Source organism: Rhodococcus sp. 105337 (assembly GCF_012844225.1).
Taxonomy (GTDB): domain Bacteria; phylum Actinomycetota; class Actinomycetes; order Mycobacteriales; family Mycobacteriaceae; genus Rhodococcus.
The window spans coordinates 727,745-750,369 of sequence record NZ_JABAGQ010000001.1 but is presented as its reverse complement, the minus strand read 5'-3'; the positions used below and the strand labels follow the sequence as shown (position 1 = coordinate 750,369).

The 22,625-nt window shown below is 64.7% G+C and carries 26 protein-coding genes; 12 read left to right on the top strand and 14 right to left on the bottom strand.

The window, feature by feature from the left end; genetic code table 11:
• Positions 1-154 precede the first annotated feature (154 nt).
• Genes HF886_RS03480 through HF886_RS03470 form a run of 3 tightly spaced genes read left to right on the top strand, consistent with a single transcriptional unit; the run spans position 155 to position 3,102 of the window.
• Positions 155-1,150, top strand: a complete 996-nt coding sequence (locus HF886_RS03480; protein ID WP_169622007.1) for an acyl-CoA dehydrogenase family protein — start codon at positions 155-157, stop codon at positions 1,148-1,150.
• The gene (locus HF886_RS03475) at positions 1,134-2,309 is read left to right on the top strand and encodes an acyl-CoA dehydrogenase family protein (RefSeq protein WP_169651552.1); all 1,176 of its coding nucleotides are present in this window, start codon (positions 1,134-1,136) and stop codon (positions 2,307-2,309) included. Before HF886_RS03480 ends, HF886_RS03475 begins: the two co-directional genes overlap by 17 nt.
• A 10-nt stretch (positions 2,310-2,319) precedes the next feature.
• A complete protein-coding gene (locus HF886_RS03470) occupies positions 2,320-3,102 on the top strand; it encodes an enoyl-CoA hydratase (RefSeq protein WP_169622009.1) in 783 nt (260 codons plus the stop codon).
• Between the two features lie 60 nt (positions 3,103-3,162).
• On the opposite strand, the gene HF886_RS03465 is transcribed toward HF886_RS03470, so the two are convergent.
• The gene (locus tag HF886_RS03465) at positions 3,163-3,930 is read right to left on the bottom strand and encodes a glucose 1-dehydrogenase (RefSeq protein ID WP_169622010.1); all 768 of its coding nucleotides are present in this window, start codon (positions 3,928-3,930) and stop codon (positions 3,163-3,165) included.
• 83 nt (positions 3,931-4,013) lie between these two features.
• Between HF886_RS03465 and HF886_RS03460 the strand changes: the two genes are divergently transcribed.
• Positions 4,014-4,445 (top strand): nuclear transport factor 2 family protein, encoded by a 432-nt coding sequence (locus HF886_RS03460; protein WP_169651551.1) that lies wholly within the window; start codon positions 4,014-4,016, stop codon positions 4,443-4,445.
• Between the two features lie 32 nt (positions 4,446-4,477).
• On the opposite strand, the gene HF886_RS03455 is transcribed toward HF886_RS03460, so the two are convergent.
• From HF886_RS03455 to HF886_RS03400, 12 genes are all read right to left on the bottom strand, one after another.
• Entirely contained in the window at positions 4,478-5,296 is an 819-nt protein-coding gene (locus HF886_RS03455) for an acyl-CoA dehydrogenase family protein (protein ID WP_169651550.1), read from the bottom strand.
• A complete protein-coding gene (locus HF886_RS03450; protein WP_169651549.1) occupies positions 5,293-6,381 on the bottom strand; it encodes an acyl-CoA dehydrogenase family protein in 1,089 nt (362 codons plus the stop codon). The genes HF886_RS03455 and HF886_RS03450 overlap by 4 nt, the downstream gene beginning before the upstream one ends.
• Entirely contained in the window at positions 6,378-6,794 is a 417-nt protein-coding gene (locus HF886_RS03445) for a nuclear transport factor 2 family protein (RefSeq protein WP_169622014.1), read from the bottom strand. The genes HF886_RS03450 and HF886_RS03445 overlap by 4 nt, the downstream gene beginning before the upstream one ends.
• Entirely contained in the window at positions 6,781-7,992 is a 1,212-nt protein-coding gene (locus HF886_RS03440) for an amidohydrolase family protein (RefSeq protein ID WP_169622015.1), read from the bottom strand. The genes HF886_RS03445 and HF886_RS03440 overlap by 14 nt, the downstream gene beginning before the upstream one ends.
• Positions 7,993-7,996: 4 nt before the next feature.
• Positions 7,997-8,320 (bottom strand): hypothetical protein, encoded by a 324-nt coding sequence (locus HF886_RS03435; RefSeq protein WP_169622016.1) that lies wholly within the window; start codon positions 8,318-8,320, stop codon positions 7,997-7,999.
• On the bottom strand, positions 8,304-9,578 hold the full coding sequence (locus HF886_RS03430; protein ID WP_169622017.1) for an aromatic ring-hydroxylating dioxygenase subunit alpha: 1,275 nt from the start codon (positions 9,576-9,578) through the stop codon (positions 8,304-8,306). Before HF886_RS03430 ends, HF886_RS03435 begins: the two co-directional genes overlap by 17 nt.
• Positions 9,579-9,823: 245 nt before the next feature.
• The gene (locus HF886_RS03425; RefSeq protein ID WP_169651548.1) at positions 9,824-10,135 is read right to left on the bottom strand and encodes a DUF1330 domain-containing protein; all 312 of its coding nucleotides are present in this window, start codon (positions 10,133-10,135) and stop codon (positions 9,824-9,826) included.
• Positions 10,136-10,366: 231 nt separating this feature from the next.
• Positions 10,367-10,555, bottom strand: a complete 189-nt coding sequence (locus HF886_RS03420; RefSeq protein WP_169651547.1) for a ferredoxin — start codon at positions 10,553-10,555, stop codon at positions 10,367-10,369.
• Positions 10,552-11,844, bottom strand: coding sequence for a cytochrome P450 (locus tag HF886_RS03415; protein ID WP_169622020.1), 1,293 nt, complete (start codon positions 11,842-11,844; stop codon positions 10,552-10,554). The genes HF886_RS03420 and HF886_RS03415 overlap by 4 nt, the downstream gene beginning before the upstream one ends.
• Positions 11,845-12,111: 267 nt before the next feature.
• Positions 12,112-12,435, bottom strand: coding sequence for a hypothetical protein (locus HF886_RS03410; RefSeq protein WP_169622021.1), 324 nt, complete (start codon positions 12,433-12,435; stop codon positions 12,112-12,114).
• Positions 12,419-13,693, bottom strand: a complete 1,275-nt coding sequence (locus tag HF886_RS03405; RefSeq protein ID WP_169622017.1) for an aromatic ring-hydroxylating dioxygenase subunit alpha — start codon at positions 13,691-13,693, stop codon at positions 12,419-12,421. The genes HF886_RS03410 and HF886_RS03405 overlap by 17 nt, the downstream gene beginning before the upstream one ends.
• A 6-nt stretch (positions 13,694-13,699) precedes the next feature.
• A complete protein-coding gene (locus tag HF886_RS03400) occupies positions 13,700-14,236 on the bottom strand; it encodes a carboxymuconolactone decarboxylase family protein (RefSeq protein WP_346765287.1) in 537 nt (178 codons plus the stop codon).
• Positions 14,237-14,618: 382 nt separating this feature from the next.
• On the opposite strand from HF886_RS03400, the gene HF886_RS03395 reads away from it, so the two are divergent.
• From HF886_RS03395 to HF886_RS03360, 8 genes are all read left to right on the top strand, one after another.
• Positions 14,619-14,930, top strand: a complete 312-nt coding sequence (locus HF886_RS03395; RefSeq protein ID WP_169651546.1) for a hypothetical protein — start codon at positions 14,619-14,621, stop codon at positions 14,928-14,930.
• 242 nt (positions 14,931-15,172) lie between these two features.
• On the top strand, positions 15,173-16,339 hold the full coding sequence (locus HF886_RS03390) for an acyl-CoA dehydrogenase family protein (RefSeq protein WP_169622184.1): 1,167 nt from the start codon (positions 15,173-15,175) through the stop codon (positions 16,337-16,339).
• Positions 16,339-17,106 carry an SDR family NAD(P)-dependent oxidoreductase gene (locus tag HF886_RS03385; RefSeq protein WP_169651545.1) on the top strand — a complete coding sequence of 256 codons (768 nt, stop codon included), beginning with the start codon at positions 16,339-16,341 and terminating at the stop codon, positions 17,104-17,106. Before HF886_RS03390 ends, HF886_RS03385 begins: the two co-directional genes overlap by 1 nt.
• Positions 17,106-18,362, top strand: a complete 1,257-nt coding sequence (locus HF886_RS03380) for a CaiB/BaiF CoA-transferase family protein (RefSeq protein WP_169622024.1) — start codon at positions 17,106-17,108, stop codon at positions 18,360-18,362. Before HF886_RS03385 ends, HF886_RS03380 begins: the two co-directional genes overlap by 1 nt.
• Complete coding sequence (locus HF886_RS03375) at positions 18,359-19,225, top strand: enoyl-CoA hydratase-related protein (protein WP_169622025.1); 867 nt, start codon at positions 18,359-18,361, stop codon at positions 19,223-19,225. Before HF886_RS03380 ends, HF886_RS03375 begins: the two co-directional genes overlap by 4 nt.
• A complete protein-coding gene (locus HF886_RS03370; RefSeq protein WP_169651612.1) occupies positions 19,218-20,366 on the top strand; it encodes a thiolase family protein in 1,149 nt (382 codons plus the stop codon). Before HF886_RS03375 ends, HF886_RS03370 begins: the two co-directional genes overlap by 8 nt.
• 111 nt (positions 20,367-20,477) lie before the next feature.
• Positions 20,478-21,080 (top strand): TetR/AcrR family transcriptional regulator, encoded by a 603-nt coding sequence (locus HF886_RS03365; protein WP_296550703.1) that lies wholly within the window; start codon positions 20,478-20,480, stop codon positions 21,078-21,080.
• Positions 21,081-21,121: 41 nt separating this feature from the next.
• Positions 21,122-21,583 carry a hypothetical protein gene (locus tag HF886_RS03360; protein ID WP_346765286.1) on the top strand — a complete coding sequence of 154 codons (462 nt, stop codon included), beginning with the start codon at positions 21,122-21,124 and terminating at the stop codon, positions 21,581-21,583.
• Between the two features lie 70 nt (positions 21,584-21,653).
• On the opposite strand, the gene HF886_RS03355 is transcribed toward HF886_RS03360, so the two are convergent.
• Positions 21,654-22,622 carry an NADPH:quinone oxidoreductase family protein gene (locus HF886_RS03355; protein WP_169651610.1) on the bottom strand — a complete coding sequence of 323 codons (969 nt, stop codon included), beginning with the start codon at positions 22,620-22,622 and terminating at the stop codon, positions 21,654-21,656.
• Positions 22,623-22,625 lie beyond the last annotated feature (3 nt).

Sequence of the window (22,625 nt, the reverse complement as noted above, 5' to 3'; positions counted from 1 at the left end):
GGTGGACATAGGAGCACTGTACCGGAGGGTAGGGACACTTCGGGGTAGCAACAGTACCCTCCGGACGCGAACATGAGACTCTTACTATCTTCATAAGAGAATGTTATTCTCACTCCAATTGTGCATTGCAGCACTGGCAAGGAGGCATGCCGGAATGCTCTTCGAGTTCGACTCCGATCAGCAGTTGTGGCAGAAAACCGTCCGTGAAGTGACGGCGAAGGAATGTCCACCCACTCTCGTACGTGCCGTGGTCGACAGCGGTGCCGATCCGGCACCCCTGTGGAAGACGTACGTGGGGATGGGATGGACCGAACTCGCCGATCCCGAGTCGGCGGTCGAACTCGCCATCGTCATCGAGGAACTCGGACGGGCAACCGACCCCACTCCGTTCCTGGCGACGACGACACAGTTCGCCCCGCTCGCGGGGGTGACCGGACCCGATCGTGCAGGGGCCGCGGTCTACGAGGGTGTGAAGGCCTACCGCGACTCGACAGGCTGGGTCCTCCACGGAACAGCGCTGCGTGTGCTCGACGGTGACAGGGCCGAGCAACTCGCCGTCGTGACCGAGGCCGGCGTCTTCACCGTCGACGCCGACAAGGTTGCGGCGAGACGCAGTCCGGTCTTCGATCCGGTTCTCCACGTCGCGGATCTGTCGTTCGACGGTGTGCGGGTCGAGGGCGAACCCCGGACCGGGATCGATGTCGAGGGAGCGCGCCATATCGCGCTCACCGGTCTCGCACTGTCCACAGTCGGTGCGTGCCAACGCGTTCTGGACCTCGCGCTCGACCACGTGCGCAACCGTCAGCAGTTCGGTGTGCCGATCGGGTCGTTCCAGGCGGTCAAGCACCGGGCGACCGACATGCACGTCGCAATCCAGCGTGCCCGGGCACTGGCGTACTTCGCGGCGCTCACCGTCGCCGAGAACGATCCCCGCCGCAGGCTGGCTGCCTCCATGGCGAAAGCGGCTGCGGGGGAATGCCAATCGCTCGTCTTCCGCAGTGGCCTCCAGCTGTTCGGTGCGATGGGCTTCACCTGGGAGAACGACCTTCAGTTCGCGCTCAAGCGCGCTCGCGCAGCCGAGCACATGCTCGGGTCCGCGTCGGAGCACCGGGCGCTGATCGCCGAGGAGTACCGTGCAACTTTCGTTTGATTCCGATGTCGAGGAGTTCCGCGCCGAATTCGTCGCGTTCCTCGAAGACAACCTTCCCGACGAGTCGGAGGCCGCCGAGCGCGCCCACTCGAGTGCCGACGTACCGGAGTGGGCTCGACGGTGGCAGCGCACCCAGTTCGACCACGGATGGCTGCTGCCGGCCAACCCACCGGAATTCGGTGGCCGGAACGCGACGATTCTGCAGCAGTACGTGCACCTCGAAGAGTTGTCGAAGCGGCGGATCTATCACAGCTTCAACCCTCAGGGCCTCGGGATCATCGCGGCGTCCCTGCTGTCGTTCGGGTCGGAAGAGCAGAAGAAGAACTGGGCGATTCCCATCCTGCGCGCCGAGATCACCGCGGCCCTCGGTATGAGCGAACCCGGCGCCGGATCCGACCTCGCCTCGCTGCGTACCCGTGCCGTGCTCGACGGTGACCACTTCGTCGTCAACGGACAGAAGGTATGGACCTCCGGTGCGCACGACGCCGACGTCCTGCTGACGTTCGTGCGCACCGACCCGGATGCGCCGAAGCACAAGGGCATCAGCGTTCTGCTGATCCCGACCGACACCCCGGGTGTCGTGCGGCGCCCGTTCCCCTCGATCGCGGACGGCGACGATCGGGACTTCAACGAGGTGTTCTTCACCGACGTCCGGGTGCCCGCGGAAAACCTCATCGGAGAGCTGAACGGCGGCTGGAAGGTCGCCAACGGTTCGCTCGGTCACGAGCGGACGCTGCTGTGGCTCAGCTTCTCGGATCGGCTGCAGGACCTCGTCGAGGATTTCCGCCCGCAGACGGTGCTCGATCGCGACCGGTTCGCCAGTCTCGTCATGGACCATCAGGCACTGAAACTTCTCGGTTCGGCTGCGCTGGTGCGTGAATCGCGCGGCAACCAGGATGTACCGGCATTGTCGGTACTCAAGCTGCTCGGTTCCGAAGCGGTGCAGAACGGTGCCGAGTACGCGCTCGACGCCGCCGGTGCGGAAGGGCTCGTCCATCCCGCCACCACGTCGGCGTACGTGCCGTGGAATCTCGACAACTTCTCGTCCAGCTGGTTCGAACGTTTCGTCCGGAGTTTCGCCGGCACCATCGCGGGCGGCACGTCGGAAATTCAGAGGAACATCATCGCCGAGCGGGTGCTCGGCCTTCCCCGTGGATGAGGAGCCCGACATGTACATCCTGTACGAGGTCGAGGACAAGATCGCGACGATCACGCTCAACCGGCCTGACGCCGCGAACGCCCAGAATGCTGCTCTTCTCGACGAACTCGACGAAGCATGGCGGAAGGCCGGCGACGATCCCGAGGTGTCGGTGATCGTCCTCCGAGCGGAGGGCAAGCACTTCTCGGCGGGCCACGACATGCGTGGTGGGGGCCCCGTCCCCGACAAGATCACGCTCGAGATGATCTATTCGACCGAGTCCCGCCGGTACCTCGAATACTCGATGCGGTGGCGGAACATTCCCAAGCCGTCCATCGCCGCCGTCCAGGGCAGGTGTATCGCGGGTGGCCTGCTGCTGTGCTGGCCGTGCGATCTCATCGTCGCGTCGGAGGACGCTTCGTTCTCCGACCCGGTCGTGATGATGGGCATCGGCGGTGTCGAATACCACGGCCACACCTGGGAACTCGGCCCGCGCAAGGCCAAGGAGATTCTGTTCACCGGCCGCCCGGTGACCGCGGACGAGGCGGAGAAGACCGGCATGGTCAACAAAGTCGTGCCCCGGGATCGTCTCGATGCCGAGGTTCGCGAACTCGCCGAGCAGATCGCTCAGATGCCGCCGTTCGGTCTGCGGCAGGCGAAGCGGGCTGTCAATCAGACGCTGGACGTGCAGGGCTTCTACGCAGCCATCCAGTCGGTGTTCGACATCCACCAGACCGGGCACGGAAACGCGCTCAGTGTCGGTGGCTGGCCGGTGCTGATGAAACTCGACGAGATGAAGCAGAACATCAAGTAGAGCGCACGCCCGAAGGGCGCCCCTCCGATGCGGAGGGGCGCCCTTTCGTCGTGGTCGTGGTCAGACCTTGCGGGTGACGCCGCCGTCCACCCGGATGATCGCTCCGGTGGTGAAACTGGACGCGTCACTGGCGAGATGCAGTGCGAGCGGGGCGATCTCCTCCGGCCGGCCCATGCGACGCAGCGGGACGAACGGTGCGTCCTCGTCCTCGGCCGGCGCCCACGCCTTCGACAGATCGGTGCGGAACGGTCCGGGCAGGATCGCGTTGACCCGCACCTTCGGGGCATATGCCTCTGCGAGGCCGACGGTCAGCGCGTTGAGACCGGCCTTCGCGCACGCGTAGGGCAGTTCCCGCACGCTGGCGACCAGCGACCCTGCGGTACCGACATTGATGATCGACCCACCGTCGTGATCGGCCATGTACGCCCCGGCCCGAACGGCGAGGCGGAACGGGCCTTTCAGGTTGACCCCGAACGTCTTGTCGTAGAGGTCTTCGGTGATGGACTCGAGGTCCTCGTACAACGGGGACATGCCGGCGTTGTTGATGAGGATGTCGAGCCGCCCGAAATGCTCGAGAGTGGTGTCGACGAGGTCGTTACAGTCGTCCCAGCGGCCGACGTGGCAGGCGACGGGCAGGGGCTTTCTTCCCGTGGTCTCCGCGATTTCCTCGGCGGCGGTGACACAGTTGTCCAGTTTGCGGGAGGCGATGACGACGTCGGCGCCGGCTTCGGCGAGGATCTGGGCGATGGCCCTGCCGATCCCGCGCGAACCACCTGTGACGACAGCGGTTTTCCCGCTCAGATCATGAAGAGAATCGAGTTGTGACATGACACGATCATGCCCGAAAAAGCCGCCCTAGGAAAGCGTGTTCTCATCTGACAGAATCGAATTCCGGACTTGAGGAGGCCCCAATGACACCGCAGGAATTGTGCGACAAGCACGAAATCGCAGAACTGATCTACCGTTATGCCACGTCTGTCGATACGAAGGACTGGGAGCGTATGGCCTCGGTCTTCACCGAGGACGCATATCTCGACTACAGCTCCGTGGGATATCCGCCCGGATCGCGGGACGACGTACTCGCGCTCTTGCAGAAGGCGCTCGATCAGTTACCGATGACGCAGCACTTCGTCACCAACATCGAGGTCGACCTCGACGGTGACAGGGCACGGGTGCGCGCGATGTTCTACAACCCCATGCGGCTTCCCGGCATGAGTGAATTGACCTACTGCGGAGGGAATTACCACCACGAGGTCATGCGGACCGACGACGGATGGAAGAGTTGCCGGCTCACCGAGGAAAGCCTGTGGTTCTCCAACCATCCCGATCCGGCCAAGGCATGATCCCTCGCCGGACCGGGATGCAGGTCGGTGTTTCAGAGGTTGACGAGACGGGGCGCTGACCCACCGGCACGGATGATGGCACCGGCCTCCCGGGTCAGCTCCCGGGAACTGCCGAGCATGCCGTCGAGCACGAGCGCGCGCCGGATATGCCGGTGCAGGTCGTGCTCGGCGGTGAATCCGATACCGCCCAGGACCTGCTGGCAATGACGCGCGGTGAGGATCGCGGCCCGGCCGGCCGCAGCTTTCGCGAGCAGTGAGCCCAGGTCGTCGGTGGCCGCATGCAGCGTGGCCTCGGCGCCCTCGATGGCGACGAAGGTTTCCGCGAGCCGATGCCGCACCGCCTGGAAACCCGCGATGGGCTTGCCGAACTGGGTGCGGTCGAGTGCATGGGTACGGGCCAGGTCCAGCATCGCCCGGCTCGTACCGACCAGCCACCAGCCGAGCGCCCGTCGCCCGGCGGACACCGGTATCGAGCTTCCGGACTCCACCACGGCGACAGGAAGTTCGGCGTCGAGAGCCTCGGTGTCCCGGTCGTGACGGGACCACTCGATCCACCGGTTACCGGTGTAGGGCAACGGCACGGTGGTACCGATGCCGGAGCCTGCCTCGGCGAGTACGACATCGTTGACGACGGGTGCATGCGCACCCGTCTCCCCGAGTAGCCCGAATACGAGAGGTATCGCCACTTCCGGCATCTCGGCGAGCATTTCCGGCCAGCCGAGTTCCACGAGTGCCGCATCGAGCGCGGCACCGGTGGTGGTCTCCATGGTCTTCCGCAGCGCATCAGCCAGGAGACCCAGTTCGGGATCCAGCGCCGCCGCATTCGGCCGGGCGGTCTTGTACGTCGTCATTCGGTCCCCAATCCGAGCAGCCGTCGCGCGATGATGTTCCGCTGGATTTCGGCGGTACCGCCGTAGATGGTCGCTGCGCGCGAATACAGGAATTCGGTGCGCCACTCCCCGTCCGACAGTTCGATCACACCGGGAAGAAGGTCGCGGGCGGTGTCGAACAATTGCTGCTCCGCGGTCGCGAGAAGGACCTTGTCGACCGAGGTCTCGGGACCCAGCGGTGCGCCCGACGCGAGGCGTTGCTGCGTCTCGTACGACCGGCTCCGCACGGTGTGCAGCGCGAGATACGCGGCGCCGAGTTCGTCGTCGGACGCCGAGTCCGTCTCCTGGACCAGCCGATCCAGCCGGGTGAACAGGTACGCGATCCGATGCCAGAAGCACGTCGACCGCTCGTGCGGGAGCAGATCCATCGCGAGCTTCCACCCGTCACCGGGGTTACCGAGCATGCGGTCGGCGGGGACGACGACGTCGTCGAAGTACACCTCCGCGAACTCGTCGACCCCGTGCATGGTCCGCAGCGGACGCACAGTGATCCCGGGGGTATCCATGTCGACGAAGAACGCGGTGATGCCCCCGTGCCCGGGCGCGGTCCGCGTGAGCAGGACACAGCGGGAGGAGAACTGCGCGAGACTGGTCCACACCTTCTGGCCGTTGACGACCCACTCGTCGCCGCGCTGTACCGCCCGTGTGGACAGCGACGCGAGGTCGCTCCCGGAGCCCGGCTCCGAGAACCCTTGGCACCACTGTTCCTCGCCGCGAAGCAGTTTCGGAACCATTTCGGCCGCAAGCTCCGGCCGGGCGTACGAGATCATCGTGGGCGCAAGCACTTCGATCATCGAGTAGATGCCGGGTTCGGCGAGGTCGCGGGTCGCGACCTCTTCGCCGAGCACTGCCCGCAGCATCGCGTCGCCGCCGAGTCCACCGACCGCCTCGGGCCATCCGTAACGCATCCAGCCGGCGTCGTACAACGCACGCCGGACCCGGCCCAGCTGTTCGACCTGTGCGTCGAACGAATGATCTGGGCCGGGCCGGAGGTCGTTCTCGTCGAGCCAGGCGCGTACGGCGTCCCTGAACTCGGTCACGTTCATGCCGAGGGCCGCTCGAATGCGTGCGGAATGCCCGAATCGTGTGCGCCACTGCGACGCATGAAGGTCATCGCCCGGGTCCGGAGCCGCCACCCGTCCTCGGTGCGGACGTAGGTGTCGTTGTAGTACCCGATCCGCATGTCGTGGGTCGCGTGATCGACGAAGCACAGGGGCTGCGTCCCCGTCGCGGTGTCGCCCTCGAGTTCCACCAGCGCCGTGCCGGTCATGAACAGGCCCTTCGGGGCCGCCGCGACCAGTTCGGGGAACTGGTCGAGGGGGAACGCGTCGCCGAACGCACTGTAGGTGCCGTCGGGGGTGAAGACGGACACGACACCGTCGACGTCGCCCTTGGTCATGTTCACCGCGTAACGCGCGAGAAGCTGATTGATCTCGACCAGGTCGTCAGTTGTTGACATAGACCTTTCCGCCTTTCATCACGAACCGCACGTTCTGGGTGACGGTGATGTCTTCGGTGGGATCGCCGGGAACGGCGATGATGTCGGCGAGCAGGCCCTCGGCGAGACGGCCGCGGTCGTCCACGTCGATGAGTTCGGCCGCATTGATGGTCGCCGCCTGGATGACTGCCAGCGGCGGCATGCCGCGGTCGACGAGTGCGACGAGTTCGTCGGCGTTCTTGCCGTGCGGTATGGCAGGTGCATCGGTGCCGACCGCGATCTTCACGCCGGCCTTGTACGCGGCAAGCACCGAAGTGCGTGCCTTGGGGAACATCTCGGCTGCCTTGGCCTGGAGATCGGCCGGGGCGTGGGAGATGTCCATCGCGTCGGCGAGCCGCGTCGTCGGCACGAGGAACGTGCCGTTCTGCACCATCTGGTCGATCGCGTCGTCGTCGATGAGGAAGCCGTGCTCGATGCAGTCGATACCTGCGGCAACGGCCGCACGGACGGCGTCAGCGCCGTGCGTGTGGGACGCGACCTTGAGTCCACGGCGGTGCGCCTCGTCGACGATGGCGCGGAGTTCTTCGTCGGAATAGTGCTGTGCTCCGGGAAGTCCCGTGTGCGACATGACGCCACCGGAGACGCAGACCTTGATGAGCTGCGCGCCGTGCTTGATCTGGTACCGGACCGCCTTGCGGACTTCGTCGACGCCGTTGGCGATTCCCTCCTCGATCGTCAGCTCGAGGACACCGGGTGCGAACGCGGCGAACATGGTGGGGTCGAGGTGTCCACCGGTGGGAGTGATCGCATGGCCGGCGGGCACGATGCGCGGTCCGTCGACCCAGCCGGCGTCGATCGCCTTGCCCAGTGCCACGTCGAGCAGGTACCCACCCGTTTTCACGAACAGGCCGAGGTTGCGGACGGTGGTGAAACCGGCACGCAGCGTGCGACGCGAGTTACCCACGGCGCGGAGCATGCGCAGCGGCGGATCGTCCTGCACGGTGGAGTAGACGGGCTTCTCGCCGCGGCCACCCATCAGCAGGTTGACTTCCATGTCCATCAATCCCGGCATCAGGATCTGGTCTCCGAGGTCGATGACCTCGCCCTCCGGTTCGCCGCCGACACCGACGATCCGGTCGCCGTCGATGCGCAGGATGCCCGGTCGGATGATCTCGCCGGTGTCTACATCGAGTAGTCCGGCCGCCTTCAGTGTCAGCATGCGCTCACACCACCGGTTCTTTGGTGATGGTGGCCCAGGCGGCGCCGCTGTCGGGGACGCGGGGCTGTTTCCAGACTTCGATGGGGAAGGAGACCATGACCAGCGACTGCATCAGGTGCATGAGGCTGCGTGCGTCGTCGGGCAGGTCGTCGAGGTCGAACTTGTCGCAGTAGGTGATGGCGTCTTCCAGGCGTGCGAAGGCGGCGTCGTAGAACTGCTGCATTTCGGGCATGGTCGAGGCGAGGCGCTTGGCGTAGCGCTCGGGTTCGGTGGCCAGGGCCCAGTCGGCGTAGGGCTCGAGGTCGGAGAACTCAGTTGGCAGCGGCATCGCGGTGCTCCTTGACGTAGTCTGCGACGGTTTTGTGGAGGTGGCGCAGGAGCATTTCCTGGTCGCAGAGGGGGAATTCGGTCACCGCGCGGGTGCCGATCATCGTTTGGGTGGCTTCGAGGGTGTTGGCGTCCTGAAGGGCGTATTCCTTGAAGGTGACTGCGGCGAGTTCCTGTGCGAGGCGCTCGCGGGCGTTCTTCGGGGGGACGAAGTACAGGCTTGCTTCGAAGATGTGCTTGTCGACAGCGGTGGGCCAGTAGTTGTAGGTCAGGTACCAGCCCGGCTCCCAGATGAGCAGGGTCATGTTGGGGAAGAACTCGAAGCTGTCCTGGCCCCAGCTGTGGAAGTTGGCGGGGTTGAGTGCCTTGGGCAGTTCGTCGAGGCCCTCGATGTCGGGCTTGTCCCAGGGTCCGAACAGGCCCGAGCGCAGGGCGCGTTCGATGGGCTTGACCATGTTGGGGTCCTTCGGCGGTGCCATGCCGCCCCAGGAGGAGATCATCGAGTGCGGGGGCTGGAGGTCGTAGTGCAGGGCCTCGTAGCCGTAGCCGGCGAGCTTTTCGGCTTCTTCCTTGACCGCTTGCTTCATGTGCAGGATCGGTGCGTGGTAGAACTCGGCGAAGGCGTCGATGAACAGCTTCCAGTTGGCGCCGATTTCGGAGCGGTAGCTGTAGACCTCGGTCATCTTGTCGAAGGGGTAGCCTTCGAGTTCTTTGGCGTAGTCGCCGAGGTAGTCGACCAGTGCGATGGCGTTGGGGTCGAGGTTGATGTAGATGAACCCTTCCCATGTTTCGCAGCGGACGTCTTTGAGGCCGTAGTCCTTCTTGTCCAGGTCGAAGAATTCGCCTTCTTGCTGGACGAAGGTCAGTTCGCCTTCGAGGCTGTAGCGCCAGGCGTGGTATTTGCAGGTGAACTGCTTGCAGCTGCCGGCGGTTTCTTCCTGGGGGAAGTCGTTCCAGACGAGTTTGTTGCCGCGGTGGCGGCAGACGTTGTGGAAGGCGCGGATCTTGCCGTCGTTGCCTTTGACGATGATCAGGGAGGTTCCGGGGCCGGCGGAGGGGAGTTCTTTGGTGAAGTAGCTGCCGGTGCGGGGGAGTTGTTCGACGCGTCCGACGTAGAGCCAGGTCTTTTTGAAGATGGCTTCGCGTTCGGCTTCGAAGAATTCGGGGTCGATGGAGTCGGTGTAGTCGACCGGGGCGGTACCGAGTTCGGGATAGTGCTCGGTCCAGCTTCCCTCGGCCGGTTTGGTGAAGTGGGGCAAGGCTTTCTACCTTTCGTCTTCGAACTTGTCACCGTGTGCGGAACCATCTGCCCGCAACCCGGAACCCGATCGCACCCGCTGTGTGATCTCTTGAATGAGAATGACGCTCTCATTCATGAGCATCAGATTTTCACACAACCGCTACCACGTCAACGGTCGACTCGACGTCGGGGAGAAAGCATGTAGGCCCGGACCGAGAGGTCCGGGCCTACGACTACAGGGAGCGCGGGGTGGGGTGCCGCCGTTCAGGACGGGCGGGCCGGCATCTCGAAGCCCTCGAGGATGACGGCGTTGGTGTCGGCAGCGGCGTGGCGCAGAGGGACTGCCGCCTGATATTCCTCCGAGTCGTACCACGCCTGGGCGGCCTCGACGGATTCGAACTCGAGAACGACCGTCCGGTCGCCGTGCCACTGACCTTCCAGAATCGTCGGGCGGGCGTCTACGGAGAGCACGGATGCACCACCGCGGCCGAGCGAACGGGCCGAGGCTGCGCTGTAGGCGTTCATCCCGTCGGGATCTTTGATGACTTCGGTGAGGACGACATATCCCTTGGGCATGACTCTCCTTGTCGGTGGCGGAACTCCCGCCGGGATTTCAGGAGACGGAACGCGGTGCCCCGATCATCGGATATCGACGAATTCCTGTATGGACGAAGAGAAGCAGAATCAGGACGGGTGTGCAAGGGGTGCAACGACTCTCGGGACTGGGGGCAGTCCCCACGCACGGTACAACGCCGTCAGCCCCGGCCGTGAGGGCCCGGGCTGACGGCGATCGTCGAAAGAGGTGGTTCAGGTGAGCGTGATCGCCCGTTCGGGGCAGCTTGCTGCTGCTTCGCGAACCGAGTCCTCGTGTTCGGCCGGTACTTCCGACACGAGGGTCACGGCGTACCCGCCGTCGCTGAGATCGAACACCTCGGGGCAGAGAGCAAGACAGACGCCATGGCCGCGGCAGGAGTCGTCGTCGACGGAAACCTTCACTTCGCGTCGGCTTCCGGGAGCGTGAAGTCCAGGTTCAGGGTGAGCAGACCACGAAGAATGAAGGTGGGCAAGTAGTCGAACTTGCGGTCGCCTTCGGGGCCGTGCACCTTCTCCGAGATGGTGATGTTGCTGGTCCGCTCGAGCAGTCGCTCGAAGCCGACCCGCGCCTCGGTGCGAGCGAGCGGGGCGCCCGGGCACGCGTGGATGCCGCGACCGAACGCGATGTGGGTACGCGCGTTGCGGCGGTCGAGATCGAACTCGGCCGGGTCGGTGAACTGGCGGGGGTCGCGGTTGGCGGCACCGTTCACGAGCATCATGATCGTGCCCGCCGGAACCTCGACGCCGCCGACCTCGGCCGGAACCTTGGAGAGCCGGAAGTCGCCCTTGATCGGGCTCTCCATGCGCAGCGTCTCCTCGATGAAGTTGTTGATCCGCTCGGGATCTTCGCGCAGCGTCTGCTGGAGCTCGGGGTCCTCGGCGATGATGCGGAGCCCGGAGCTCACCAGGCGGACCGTGGTCTCCTGGCCGGCGGAGAAGACGTTCGCCGCGATGCGCAGGACGTCGTCGACCGGCGGAAGCGTGCCGTCCGGGAAGGTCGCGGTGGCAAGACCGGTCAGGACGTCGTCCCGCGGGTTGGCGCGCCGGTCCTCGATGTACGCACCGAACTTCTGGTAGAGGAACTCCATGGGGTTGAGCTTGAGCTCGGTACCCTCTGTGCTGCCGATCGAGATACCGTCCTTCATCACCAGGTTGAGACCCTCGATGAACTCCTGGTGGTCGCTCTCCGGGACGCCGAGCAGGTCGGCGATCACGAGCATGGCGAACGGCGCGGCGAACTCGCTGATGACCTCGCCCGAGCCCTTGGCCAGCAGGTCGTCGAGCAGCTTGTCGGCCAGGCGCCAGATGAACTCTTCGTTCTCCTTGAGGCGCTTCGGGGTGATCAGGCGCATCAGCAGAGCGCGATGGTCGGTGTGCTGCGGCGGATCCATCGTCGGCAGCTGGTCGTTCATGGGCAGCTTGGGACGCGTCTCTTCGATCAGGTCGGTGATGTCGTCGCTGTCGGTGGGGAGGGGGAATCCCGAGTACGGGCCCGTCACCGAGATGCACGAAGAGAAGGTCTCTTCGTCATTCAGGACCTGGATGGCTTCCTCGTACCCCGTGACCATCATGACGTTGTGGTGCGGCTCGCGCTTGACCGGGCAACTTTCCCGCATCGCGTCGTAGTACGGGCTCGGATCGCCCACGAGGGAGGGGTCGGTGAAGAAGTTCAGCTTCTCGAGTTCGGTCATGTTCTTCCTCTCAGAAGAAGTGGAGCTGCGGGGGTGCGAGGAACCGGGGCCACTGTCGGGAAGACGGGTAGCCGACCAGGATCTGGTCCACATCCAACCATGTTGATCTTGACTCCGAAATTCGGGAGCTATCGTACATTTCGGACTCTGTTATGGATGATCAGAAAGGACGCCAGTATTTGTGGCAAACAACAAAAGCCCGCACCCGTACCCCGACCCGATGGGGTCGGTGCACGGATGCGGGCGCTGCAGGCATCGGCGGTGGGGTCAGATCACCGGTTCTTTGGTGATGGTGGCCCAGGCGGCGCCGCTGTCGGGGACGCGGGGCTGTTTCCAGACTTCGATGGGGAAGGAGACCATGACCAGCGACTGCATCAGGTGCATGAGGCTGCGTGCGTCGTCGGGCAGGTCGTCGAGGTCGAACTTGTCGCAGTAGGTGATGGCGTCTTCCAGGCGTGCGAAGGCGGCGTCGTAGAACTGCTGCATTTCGGGCATGGTCGAGGCGAGGCGCTTGGCGTAGCGCTCGGGTTCGGTGGCCAGGGCCCAGTCGGCGTAGGGCTCGAGGTCGGAGAACTCAGTTGGCAGCGGCATCGCGGTGCTCCTTGACGTAGTCTGCGACGGTTTTGTGGAGGTGGCGCAGGAGCATTTCCTGGTCGCAGAGGGGGAATTCGGTCACCGCGCGGGTGCCGATCATCGTTTGGGTGGCTTCGAGGGTGTTGGCGTCCTGAAGGGCGTATTCCTTGAAGGTGACTGCGGCGAGTTCCTGTGCGAGGCGCTCGCGGGCGTTCTTCGGGGGGACGAAGTACAGGCTTGCTTCGAAGATGTGCTTGTCGACAGCGGTGGGCCAGTAGTTGTAGGTCAGGTACCAGCCCGGCTCCCAGATGAGCAGGGTCATGTTGGGGAAGAACTCGAAGCTGTCCTGGCCCCAGCTGTGGAAGTTGGCGGGGTTGAGTGCCTTGGGCAGTTCGTCGAGGCCCTCGATGTCGGGCTTGTCCCAGGGTCCGAACAGGCCCGAGCGCAGGGCGCGTTCGATGGGCTTGACCATGTTGGGGTCCTTCGGCGGTGCCATGCCGCCCCAGGAGGAGATCATCGAGTGCGGGGGCTGGAGGTCGTAGTGCAGGGCCTCGTAGCCGTAGCCGGCGAGCTTTTCGGCTTCTTCCTTGACCGCTTGCTTCATGTGCAGGATCGGTGCGTGGTAGAACTCGGCGAAGGCGTCGATGAACAGCTTCCAGTTGGCGCCGATTTCGGAGCGGTAGCTGTAGACCTCGGTCATCTTGTCGAAGGGGTAGCCTTCGAGTTCTTTGGCGTAGTCGCCGAGGTAGTCGACCAGTGCGATGGCGTTGGGGTCGAGGTTGATGTAGATGAACCCTTCCCATGTTTCGCAGCGGACGTCTTTGAGGCCGTAGTCCTTCTTGTCCAGGTCGAAGAATTCGCCTTCTTGCTGGACGAAGGTCAGTTCGCCTTCGAGGCTGTAGCGCCAGGCGTGGTATTTGCAGGTGAACTGCTTGCAGCTGCCGGCGGTTTCTTCCTGGGGGAAGTCGTTCCAGACGAGTTTGTTGCCGCGGTGGCGGCAGACGTTGTGGAAGGCGCGGATCTTGCCGTCGTTGCCTTTGACGATGATCAGGGAGGTTCCGGGGCCGGCGGAGGGGAGTTCTTTGGTGAAGTAGCTGCCGGTGCGGGGGAGTTGTTCGACGCGTCCGACGTAGAGCCAGGTCTTTTTGAAGATGGCTTCGCGTTCGGCTTCGAAGAATTCGGGGTCGATGGAGTCGGTGTAGTCGACCGGGGCGGTACCGAGTTCGGGATAGTGCTCGGTCCAGCTTCCCTCGGCCGGTTTGGTGAAGTGGGGCAAGGCTTTCTACCTTTCGTCTTCGAACTCGATACCGAAGGTGTTGTACGCCATCGCCATCAGGCTGTAGCCACCTACGGTGAAGATCAGGTCCATGAGTTGTTTGGTGTCGAGACGGGCTGAAAGTGCCGTCCATGTCCGCTCGGAAATCCGCGAGGACTCGTGTAGCTCGTCGACCGCCTCGAGCAGCGCGCTCTCGAAGGGATCGTCCGACCTGCCGTCCAGCGCTGCGGAGATTTCGTCTGCGGTCAGGTCGGTTTCTGCCGCCGCAATGACTTTGTGATGCTCACGCTCGTACTCGCATTCGTGAAGATGGGCGGTACGAAGGATGGCAAGTTCGCGCAGGCGGGGCGGCAGCGTGGACCGGAAGAGCAGATGCACACTGAACCCGAGGAATGCCTTCGTCAGTTCCGGATGATTCACGAGCGTCGCCATGGCGACACCTGCACGTTCCGGATTCCGCATATCCCGGGGCATGAGCCCTTTCAAAGCGGCATCGACCTTGTCGTCCCATCGATCTGCCGGCAGTGGGGGCAGCAGGACCACTCCCAGCCTCCTCCCTCTCGGAGAATCACATTCTCATTTCTGATCGATAGGTTTCCATGCCTCGCCCCAGGTGTCAAACACTCATGTTTCACCGGATGAATCCGCAGGTCACCGGGGTGTCGAACGGTTGCCCCCGCGCGCGCACGTCGCGCGAGGTCTGAAAAAGGAGGTCGCTCCGCTTAGGAGTGTTTGCCGGGAGAACAGGTTGATTCTCCGGATAGGAGAAGATAGTTTCCTCGTATTGAGCTGCTCGAACCGCTGCTCTGTGCCGCTCGTGCTCGGGGGTGCCGTGGAATGCGGCTCCCAGGCCCGGGCTTTCCGGATGTTCGCGCACTCGCAGAACCCACGCTCGGTGTCCGAGCGATCGACAGAGAGGTACGCCGTGACCACACCTTCACCGCTCCGCCCCGGTCAGCAGCTCGCCAGCACCACCTGCTCGACGAGAATCGTCGTCGTCCGGGTTCCCTCGGAAGGCGTGCAGGAGTTCGCCTGCGGCGGAGAAGCCATGATCCCGGCACCTCCCGGCCGGCCGTCGGAACCGGCGAGCGGCACCGGGACGCTGCTCGGCAAGCGGTACGTCGACGCCGGCGACACGGTCGAGGTGCTCTGCACTTCCCCGGGCGCAGGCGAACTCAGTTACGCCGGGGTTCCCATGGTCGTGAAGTCGGCACAGGCGTTGCCGGCATCCGACTGACCGATCAGGGTCGGTGCGTTCGAAGTGGTGCTCGAAAACCGTCGAGCACATTCCCGGGAACGGTGCACAGCCGGTGCACGAATCGCAGAAGGGCACGAAGTGAGCGTCCAGGTACGCAGTCACCGCGAGATCGGTGAATCCGAACAATTCCGAAGCTGTCGGGAGACTGCGCGGCACTACCGTCATGCCCGCGCGCTCGCACGGCCGTGCGGCTCGGACGTGAGGGGGCAGTCATGGGAGGCATGAGTTTCGATCTCACCGAGGACCAGGAACTGATCCGATCGTCGGTCGCCGAACTGACGAAGAAGTTCGACGACCAGTACTGGATGGAAAAGGATCTCGCCCACGAGTTCCCGTCCGAGTTCTACAAGACGATGGCCGACGGCGGCTGGCTGGGCATCACGATGCCCGAAGAATACGGCGGGCACGGATACGGCATCACCGAGGCGACCCTGCTGCTCGAGGAGGTGGCGCGTTCAGGGGGCGGTATGAACGCCGCAAGCGCCATCCACCTGAACATCTTCGGTATGCAACCCGTGGTCAAGCACGGGTCCGACGAACTCAAGGCGCGGACGCTGCCCCGCATCGTGAACGGTGACCTGCACGTCTGTTTCGGTGTTACCGAACCGGGTGCGGGGCTCGACACGTCGCGGATCACCACGTTCGCCAAGCGCGTCGGCGACCACTACGTCGTCAACGGGCGCAAGGTGTGGATCTCGAAGGCGGCCGAGTCGGAGAAGATCCTGCTGCTCACTCGCACCCAGCGTTACGACGAGGTCGAGAAGAAGACCGACGGCATGACCCTGTTCATGACCGACCTCGATCGCAGCAAGGTCGACATCCGGCCCATCCGGAAGATGGGACGCAACGCCGTCACGTCGAACGAATTGTTCATCGACGACCTGCACATTCCGGTCGAGGATCGCGTCGGAGAAGAGGGCCAGGGCTTCCGCTACCTCCTCGACGGTCTCAACCCCGAACGGATGCTCATCGCGGCCGAAGCCCTCGGTATCGGGCGGGTCGCGCTCGACAAGGCCGTCAAGTACGGCAACGAACGCGAAGTGTTCGGCCGGCCCATCGGAATGAACCAGGGCATCCAGTTCCCCCTCGCGGATTCGCTGGCACAGCTCGACGCCGCAGAACTGGTGCTCCGCAAGGCAACATGGCTCTACGACAACGGAAAGCCGTGTGGCAGGGAAGCCAACACAGCGAAATATCTTTGTGCCGATGCGGGATTCACCGCTGCGGACCGCGCTCTGCAGACGCACGGCGGCATGGGGTATTCGGAGGAATACAACGTCTCGCGCTACTTCCGCGAGGCACGCGTCATGCGCATTGCACCGATCAGCCAGGAAATGATCCTGAACTTCCTGGGCTCACACGTTTTGGGATTGCCGAGGAGTTACTGATGGCGGAGAAGAACAACCTTTTCGACCTCACCGGACGGTCGGCGCTGGTCACCGGCGCGGCAGGTGGCATCGGGTCCGCGGTGGCGGAGGCACTCGCTGCGGCCGGTGCGGCAGTTCTCGTCACCGACGTGGACGGCGATGCGGCTGCGCTTGTGGCCGAGCGTATTTCGCAGAACGGTGGCAAGGCAGACAGTGCCGCACTGGATGTTCGCGACCGGGCCGCCGCCGACTCTGCGGCTGCGCGGGCCGCCGGCTTCACCGAAGGCGTCCTGCACATTCTGGTCAACAACGCCGGTGTCACCGATCCCGCGATGTTCGCGGAGACGAGCACCGAATCCTTCCAGCGCATCCACGACATCCACGTGCTCGGCGCCTTCACGTGTTCGCAGGCAGCGCTTCCTTTCCTGGCCACGGACGGCACCGGACGCATCATCAACGTCACCTCGTCCGCCGGAATCACGGGCACTCTCGGCCAGGTGAACTATTCGGCGGCGAAGGCCGGCATCATCGGATTGACCAAGTCACTGGCACGCGAGCTCGCGCGGAAGAACATCCTCGTCAACGCGCTTGCCCCGCTCGCTGCGACACCGATGACGGAGACAATTCGCACGAACGAGAAGTTCGCCGCGACCATGTTGAACCGGATTCCTTTGCGGCGCTGGGCCGAGCCCTCGGAGGTCGCTGGTGCCTTCGTGTTCCTCGCCACGGATGCCGCGTCGTTCGTCACCGGCCAGGTGCTGCCGGTAGACGGTGGCATGGTGATGTGATGTCCGACCCGACGAGCCCGGAGGGCCCGCTGTCGGGGGTCACGGTCGTGACGCTCGAGCAGGCCGTGTCGGCGCCGATGTGTACCCGCACGCTCGCCGACTTCGGGGCGCGGGTCATCAAGATCGAAAATCCTCGGGGCGGTGATTTCGCCCGCGACTACGACGACGTCGTCAACGGTATGGCCGCGCACTTCGTGTGGGCGAACCGGGGCAAGGAATCCGTCACGATCGACCTGAAGTCGGACGCCGGAATCGCAACCTTGCACACGCTGCTGGCCGGTGCCGACGTACTCGTGTCGAATCTCACTCCGGGAGCCACTGCGCGACTGGGCATCTCGCGGGAAATGCTGGCGGAGCGCTACCCCGATCTGATCGCTGTAGAGATCGACGGTTACGGCCAGGGCGGACCGCTGTCCCACAAGCGCGCGTACGACCTGCTCGTGCAGGCGGAGTCGGGCGCGTGCGCGGTGACCGGTTTCCCCGATATGCCGGCGAAACCGGGTCCTCCCGTCGCCGACATCAGCACGGGTCTGTATGCGGCCGTGTCGATTCTCGCGTTGCTGTGCGGAAGGGAACGGCATCGTGGACGTGCCGGGGCGCTGACCTCGGTGTCCGTGAGTCTGTTCGACACCATGACCGAGATCATGGGATATCCGCTCACCTACACGCGATACTCGGGTGTGGATCAGCAACCGCGCGGGATGAGTTCACCAGCGGTCTCGCCCTACGGTGCGTACCGGACGGCCGACGACCAGACCGTGGTGCTCGGTACGACCAACGACCGGGAGTGGCAGCGACTCGCACGCGAGATCATCGGACGTGACGATCTCGCCGACGACGAGCGTTTCCGCACCAATACCGGACGATGTGAGAACAGGGCGGTTCTCGACGAGGCGATCTCGCAGTGGTGCGCACAGTACCCGCTCGACCACGTGCAGAAGGTCGCGGACGAGGCCGGGATCGGCAACGCGCGATACAACCTGCCGAGTGAAGTACTCGTGCATCCCCAGTTGACGGCGCGTGACAGGTGGCGCGAAGTGGATTCGCCGAACGGTCCGATCGACGCGCTCTTGCCACCGCCGGTGATCACGGGCTTCGACCCGCCGATGGGCGCTGTTCCGGGCCTCGGTGAACACACCGCACGGGTGCTCGCCGACGCCGGATTCAGGTCGGATCAGATCGAGAAACTTCGTGCGGAGGGTGCAATCGGCCCCGCGTACCGGTTCCCGGAATCGGCTGCGAGGCAGAACCGGTGACGGCCGGGGAGTCACTGCTCGTCGACGATCGCGGTGGTGTGCGGACGCTGACACTGAATCGGCCCGCCCGCAAGAACGCACTCGACAGCGGTTTGTGGGATGCGCTGCGCAATGCCCTGGACGAGGCCGGTCAGGACCCCGAGGTGCGGGTGCTTGTGGTGACCGGCGCCGGCGGCGCGTTCTGTTCCGGAGCCGACCTGTCCAATCCCGGTCGGGCGCACCCTTTGCGCAAGATGCGTGTCCTCACCGACATCGCATTGCTTCTGCACGAGCTTCCGGTGCCGACCATCGCAAAGATCGACGGTGTGGCGGTCGGAGCCGGATGGAATCTGGCGCTGGGGTGTGACTTCGTTGTCGCGACTCCGAGATCCACGTTCTCGCAGATCTTCTCGCGACGCGGGCTGTCGTTGGACCTCGGCGGATCGTGGCTGTTGCCCAAGCTGGTCGGCCTGCAACAGGCCAAGAGGCTGGCTCTGCTCGCCGAGACGATCGACGCGGAACACGCCCATCGGCTGAACCTGGTGACCTGGGTCGAGCCCGAAGACACGATCGACGCGTTCGTCGACGACCTCGCCGGCCGTCTCGTCGCGGGGCCGCCGGTGGCCCTCGCGCAGACCAAGGCGCTGCTGAACGAGGGGGCCGATCGCACCCTCCGTGAATCGCTTGCCGGGGAGGCCCGCGCACAGGCGGTCAATTTCGCCACCGCGGATGCACCCGAAGCTTTCGCCGCCTTCGCGGAGAAACGGGACGCGAGGTTCACCGGTCGCTGGGCGATCGGTGGCGCCGCCGCCGCGAAGTCTGCGCCCGGTGCGTCAGGCGTGAGGCAACAACCGGATACGAATGGAAGAGAAGAAGATGCGTGAAGTTGTCATCGTCGAGGCGATCCGTACCCCGGTCGGTAAACGCAACGGAGGACTGGCGGGGGTGCACCCGGTAGATCTGTCGGCGCACATCCTTCGGGCTCTTGCGGAGCGAACGGGTATCGATCCCACCGTGATCGACGACGTGGTGTGGGGTTGCGTGTCGCAGGTGGGCGACCAGTCCAGCAATGTCGGGCGCTACTCGGTGCTCGCCGCCGGATGGCCCGAATCCATCCCGGGCACCACCGTCAACCGCGCCTGCGGCTCGAGCCAGCAGGCACTGGATTTTGCGGCCCAAGCCGTGATGTCGGGTCAGCAGGATGTGGTCGTCGCCGGCGGGGTCGAGGTGATGAGCCGGGTGCCGCTCGGTGCTGCGCGCGGCACCGGTATGCCCTACGGTCCCCAGGCGCTGGCCCGCTATGACGGCTTCGCGTTCAACCAGGGGATTTCGGCGGAGAAGATCGCGCAGAAGTGGGGTCTTTCGCGGACCGACCTGGACGAGTACGCGGTGCTCTCGCACGAGCGTGCCGCTGCGGCGCAGGATCGCGGAGCGTTCGACGGGCAGATCGTGCCGGTCGCCACCGACAACGGATCGGTCTCCGCGGACGAAGGCATCCGTCGCGGAAGCACGGTGGACAAGCTTGCCGGGCTGAAGCCTGCTTTCGCCGAGGACGGAGTCATCCACGCCGGCAACTCGTCGCAGATCTCGGACGGCGCGGCCGCCCTCCTGGTGACGACCCCTGACAAGGCGCGCGAGCTGGGACTGACGCCGCTGGTGCGATACCGCGCCGGTGCGGTCGCCGGAGCGGATCCGGTTCTCATGCTCACCGGCCCGATCCCGGCGACCGAGAAGGTGCTCGGCAAAGCCGGTGTCGCGCTCGGGGATGTGGGTGTTTTCGAGGTCAACGAAGCGTTCGCGTCGGTGCCGCTGGCCTGGCTTGCCGAGACCGGAGCCGACATCGCGCGGGTCAATCCACTCGGAGGTGCCATCGCGCTCGGGCACCCGCTCGGCGGATCGGGTGCGGTGCTGATGACGAGGATGATTCATCACATGCGTGACCAGGGACTCCGGTACGGACTCCAGACGATGTGCGAAGGCGGTGGGACCGCGAACGCCACGATCGTCGAGTTGATGGATCGCTGACCTCGTGTGACATGGGTTGCAAAATAAACCCGGTGAGACCCTTGTCACATGGGACCAAACCGACCTAATGTGTGTTCGGTAGGTTTGGTCGACGAGGAGGGCGAAGCAAGGGTGCAACACCGTGCGTACGACACGCTCCTCGCCAGGGGTGAGGATCGGAGGGCGCAAATTCTCGGCGTCGCCCAACGGTTACTGGCGAGGAACGGGTGGCGGAGCACGAGTGTCGCTCAGATCGCCCGGGCCGCAGGGCTGAGCCCGGCGGGTCTGTTGCATCACTTCGATTCGAAGACCGAGTTGTTGCATGCCGTGCTCGACGCACGGGATGCCGACGACCTTGCTCGTGTGGACCGCTCGGGAGATCTCATCGAACAGATCATGAAGATCCCCGGTCGCTTCCGGGACTCTCCCGATCTGGTGGGGATGTACGCGGTGCTCCTCGTGGAGAACCTCGAACCGGATGCGCCACTGCACGATCGCCTACTCGGTCGATATCGAGCGGCACTCGACACGGTCGAGGCCGGGATCCGGCGCGGTCAGTGCGCCGGACGATACCGAACGGATCTGGACCCAGCCGTCAAAGCGGTGGAGATTGTCGCTTTCCTCAACGGAATGGAAACCTCATGGCTACTCGATCGTTCGCTCCCTCTGACCGAGATCTTCGAGGACTACACACGGTCTCTCGAGCAACAGCTCATGCACGCAAGCACATTCTGAGGAGGCGACTCGCAGTCGTCGCGCCTCGTGTCGCCGACGCAGTGCGATACACCGGCGGGTGGCTGTACGACCAGGTGGCCGCGGGTTGGGAGGTCGTCGTCCTGGTGCCCGGAAATGCCGATATCCGGCCCCTCGAGATCCTCGGTGCCACCACGGTCGACCTCGAATCGGCACTGGAGTGTTCCCCGCACGGTCCGATGCCCGACACCGTCGCGGTGGCGACAGATCTCTACGAAGCCGACGCGCGGATCCGTCAGGGGCTGCTCGAGACCTTGGCGAAGCATCCCACGACGATCACGATGTGGGGCGAAGGCGTTCCTTCCGAGCTCGACTCCCGGTTCGGTTCCACTCAGCACCGGTTGAGCAGAGCGGCACGAGTTTTCAAGGCGCACGCACTTCAGGCTGCGACGAACTCACGCGTGGACGTCGGGTTCACGGAGTCCTTCCGCACCGACGGAGTGGGGTCGATGCCGGCGACAGGTACCCTCACCAGCATTCGCTGACGAACACGGCACGGCCCGAATCCCAGGGGGATTCGGGCCGTGCCGTCGTATGGGGACGTTTTCGCGCAGGTCACCGCGCGATGTCCACCACGACCTTTCCGATTGCTCGACCGTCCGCCACGTGACGCAGGGCGCGGGAAGCGTCCTCGAGCGGGTAGTGCGCTCCGATGTGAGGTACCGCCCGGCCGGACATCAGCAGGTCGACCAGTTCTGCTTCGTTACGCCGGTACTCATCGGGATCGAGGTCCTGGAACTGGAATCCCATGATTCGAAGGCCCTTCACCAGAACGAGATTCAGCGGAATCTCCGGTATCGTGCCCGACGCATAGCCCACCGTGACGAATCGGCCGCCGCGCCTGAGGGACCGGAGTGCCGGTACCGAGAGGTCGCCGCCGACCGGATCGACTACGACATCGGCCCCTTCCGGCAGCATCTGTTTCAGGGCTCCACGCAGATCGCCCGCCCGGTGATCGATCAGGTGCTCGGCCCCGTACTTCTCGGCGACCGCGAGCTTGTCGGGCGACGACGCGACAGCAGTCACGGACGCGCCCAGCGCGACACCCAGCTGGACCGCGGCGAGACCGACACCGCCTCCGGCGCCGAGCACGACCAGTCGCTCGCCCGGCTGGAGCCGGGCAACCGACCGGAGCGTGTGGTACGCGGTGCGATGGGCTACGCCGAAGGACGCAGCCGTGCGGTCGTCGATCCCGTCGGGAATCGCCTTCAGCGATGCCGCCGGCGCCACCACTTCTTCGGTGAAGGCTCCGACCAGGCTGGTGCCCGTGACCCGGTCTCCGACGATGAACTCCCCGGTGTCGCCCGCGATCTCGGTGACCACGCCGGCGTACTCGCTACCCGGAACGAACGGGGGCGGCACGCTGATCTGGTACTTGTTCGCGACCAGTAACACGTCGGGAAAATTCACCGCCGCCGCACCCACCCGCACCCGGACCTGCCCGGGCGCGAGTGGTTGCGACGGGAGATCCCGGATCTCGACGATCTCCGGTGGCCCGTACTCCGCACAGACCGCCGCACGCACGGT

Bases quoted from the DNA above. Each gene is read 5' to 3' on its own strand.
- HF886_RS03415 (WP_169622020.1), bottom strand. From the start codon at position 11,844: ATGACCGAACTCGAGAAGCTGAACTTCTTCACCGACCCCTCCCTCGTG.
- HF886_RS03440 (WP_169622015.1), bottom strand. From the start codon at position 7,992: ATGCTGACACTGAAGGCGGCCGGACTACTCGATGTAGACACCGGCGAG.
- HF886_RS03410 (WP_169622021.1), bottom strand. From the start codon at position 12,435: ATGCCGCTGCCAACTGAGTTCTCCGACCTCGAGCCCTACGCCGACTGG.
- HF886_RS03460 (WP_169651551.1), top strand. From the start codon at position 4,014: ATGACACCGCAGGAATTGTGCGACAAGCACGAAATCGCAGAACTGATC.
- HF886_RS03450 (WP_169651549.1), bottom strand. From the start codon at position 6,381: ATGAACGTGACCGAGTTCAGGGACGCCGTACGCGCCTGGCTCGACGAG.
- HF886_RS03435 (WP_169622016.1), bottom strand. From the start codon at position 8,320: ATGCCGCTGCCAACTGAGTTCTCCGACCTCGAGCCCTACGCCGACTGG.
- HF886_RS03425 (WP_169651548.1), bottom strand. From the start codon at position 10,135: ATGCCCAAGGGATATGTCGTCCTCACCGAAGTCATCAAAGATCCCGAC.
- HF886_RS03455 (WP_169651550.1), bottom strand. From the start codon at position 5,296: ATGACGACGTACAAGACCGCCCGGCCGAATGCGGCGGCGCTGGATCCC.
- HF886_RS03370 (WP_169651612.1), top strand. From the start codon at position 19,218: ATGCGTGAAGTTGTCATCGTCGAGGCGATCCGTACCCCGGTCGGTAAA.
- HF886_RS03480 (WP_169622007.1), top strand. From the start codon at position 155: ATGCTCTTCGAGTTCGACTCCGATCAGCAGTTGTGGCAGAAAACCGTC.
- HF886_RS03470 (WP_169622009.1), top strand. From the start codon at position 2,320: ATGTACATCCTGTACGAGGTCGAGGACAAGATCGCGACGATCACGCTC.
- HF886_RS03465 (WP_169622010.1), bottom strand. From the start codon at position 3,930: ATGTCACAACTCGATTCTCTTCATGATCTGAGCGGGAAAACCGCTGTC.
- HF886_RS03385 (WP_169651545.1), top strand. From the start codon at position 16,339: ATGGCGGAGAAGAACAACCTTTTCGACCTCACCGGACGGTCGGCGCTG.
- HF886_RS03445 (WP_169622014.1), bottom strand. From the start codon at position 6,794: ATGTCAACAACTGACGACCTGGTCGAGATCAATCAGCTTCTCGCGCGT.
- HF886_RS03380 (WP_169622024.1), top strand. From the start codon at position 17,106: ATGTCCGACCCGACGAGCCCGGAGGGCCCGCTGTCGGGGGTCACGGTC.
- HF886_RS03390 (WP_169622184.1), top strand. From the start codon at position 15,173: ATGAGTTTCGATCTCACCGAGGACCAGGAACTGATCCGATCGTCGGTC.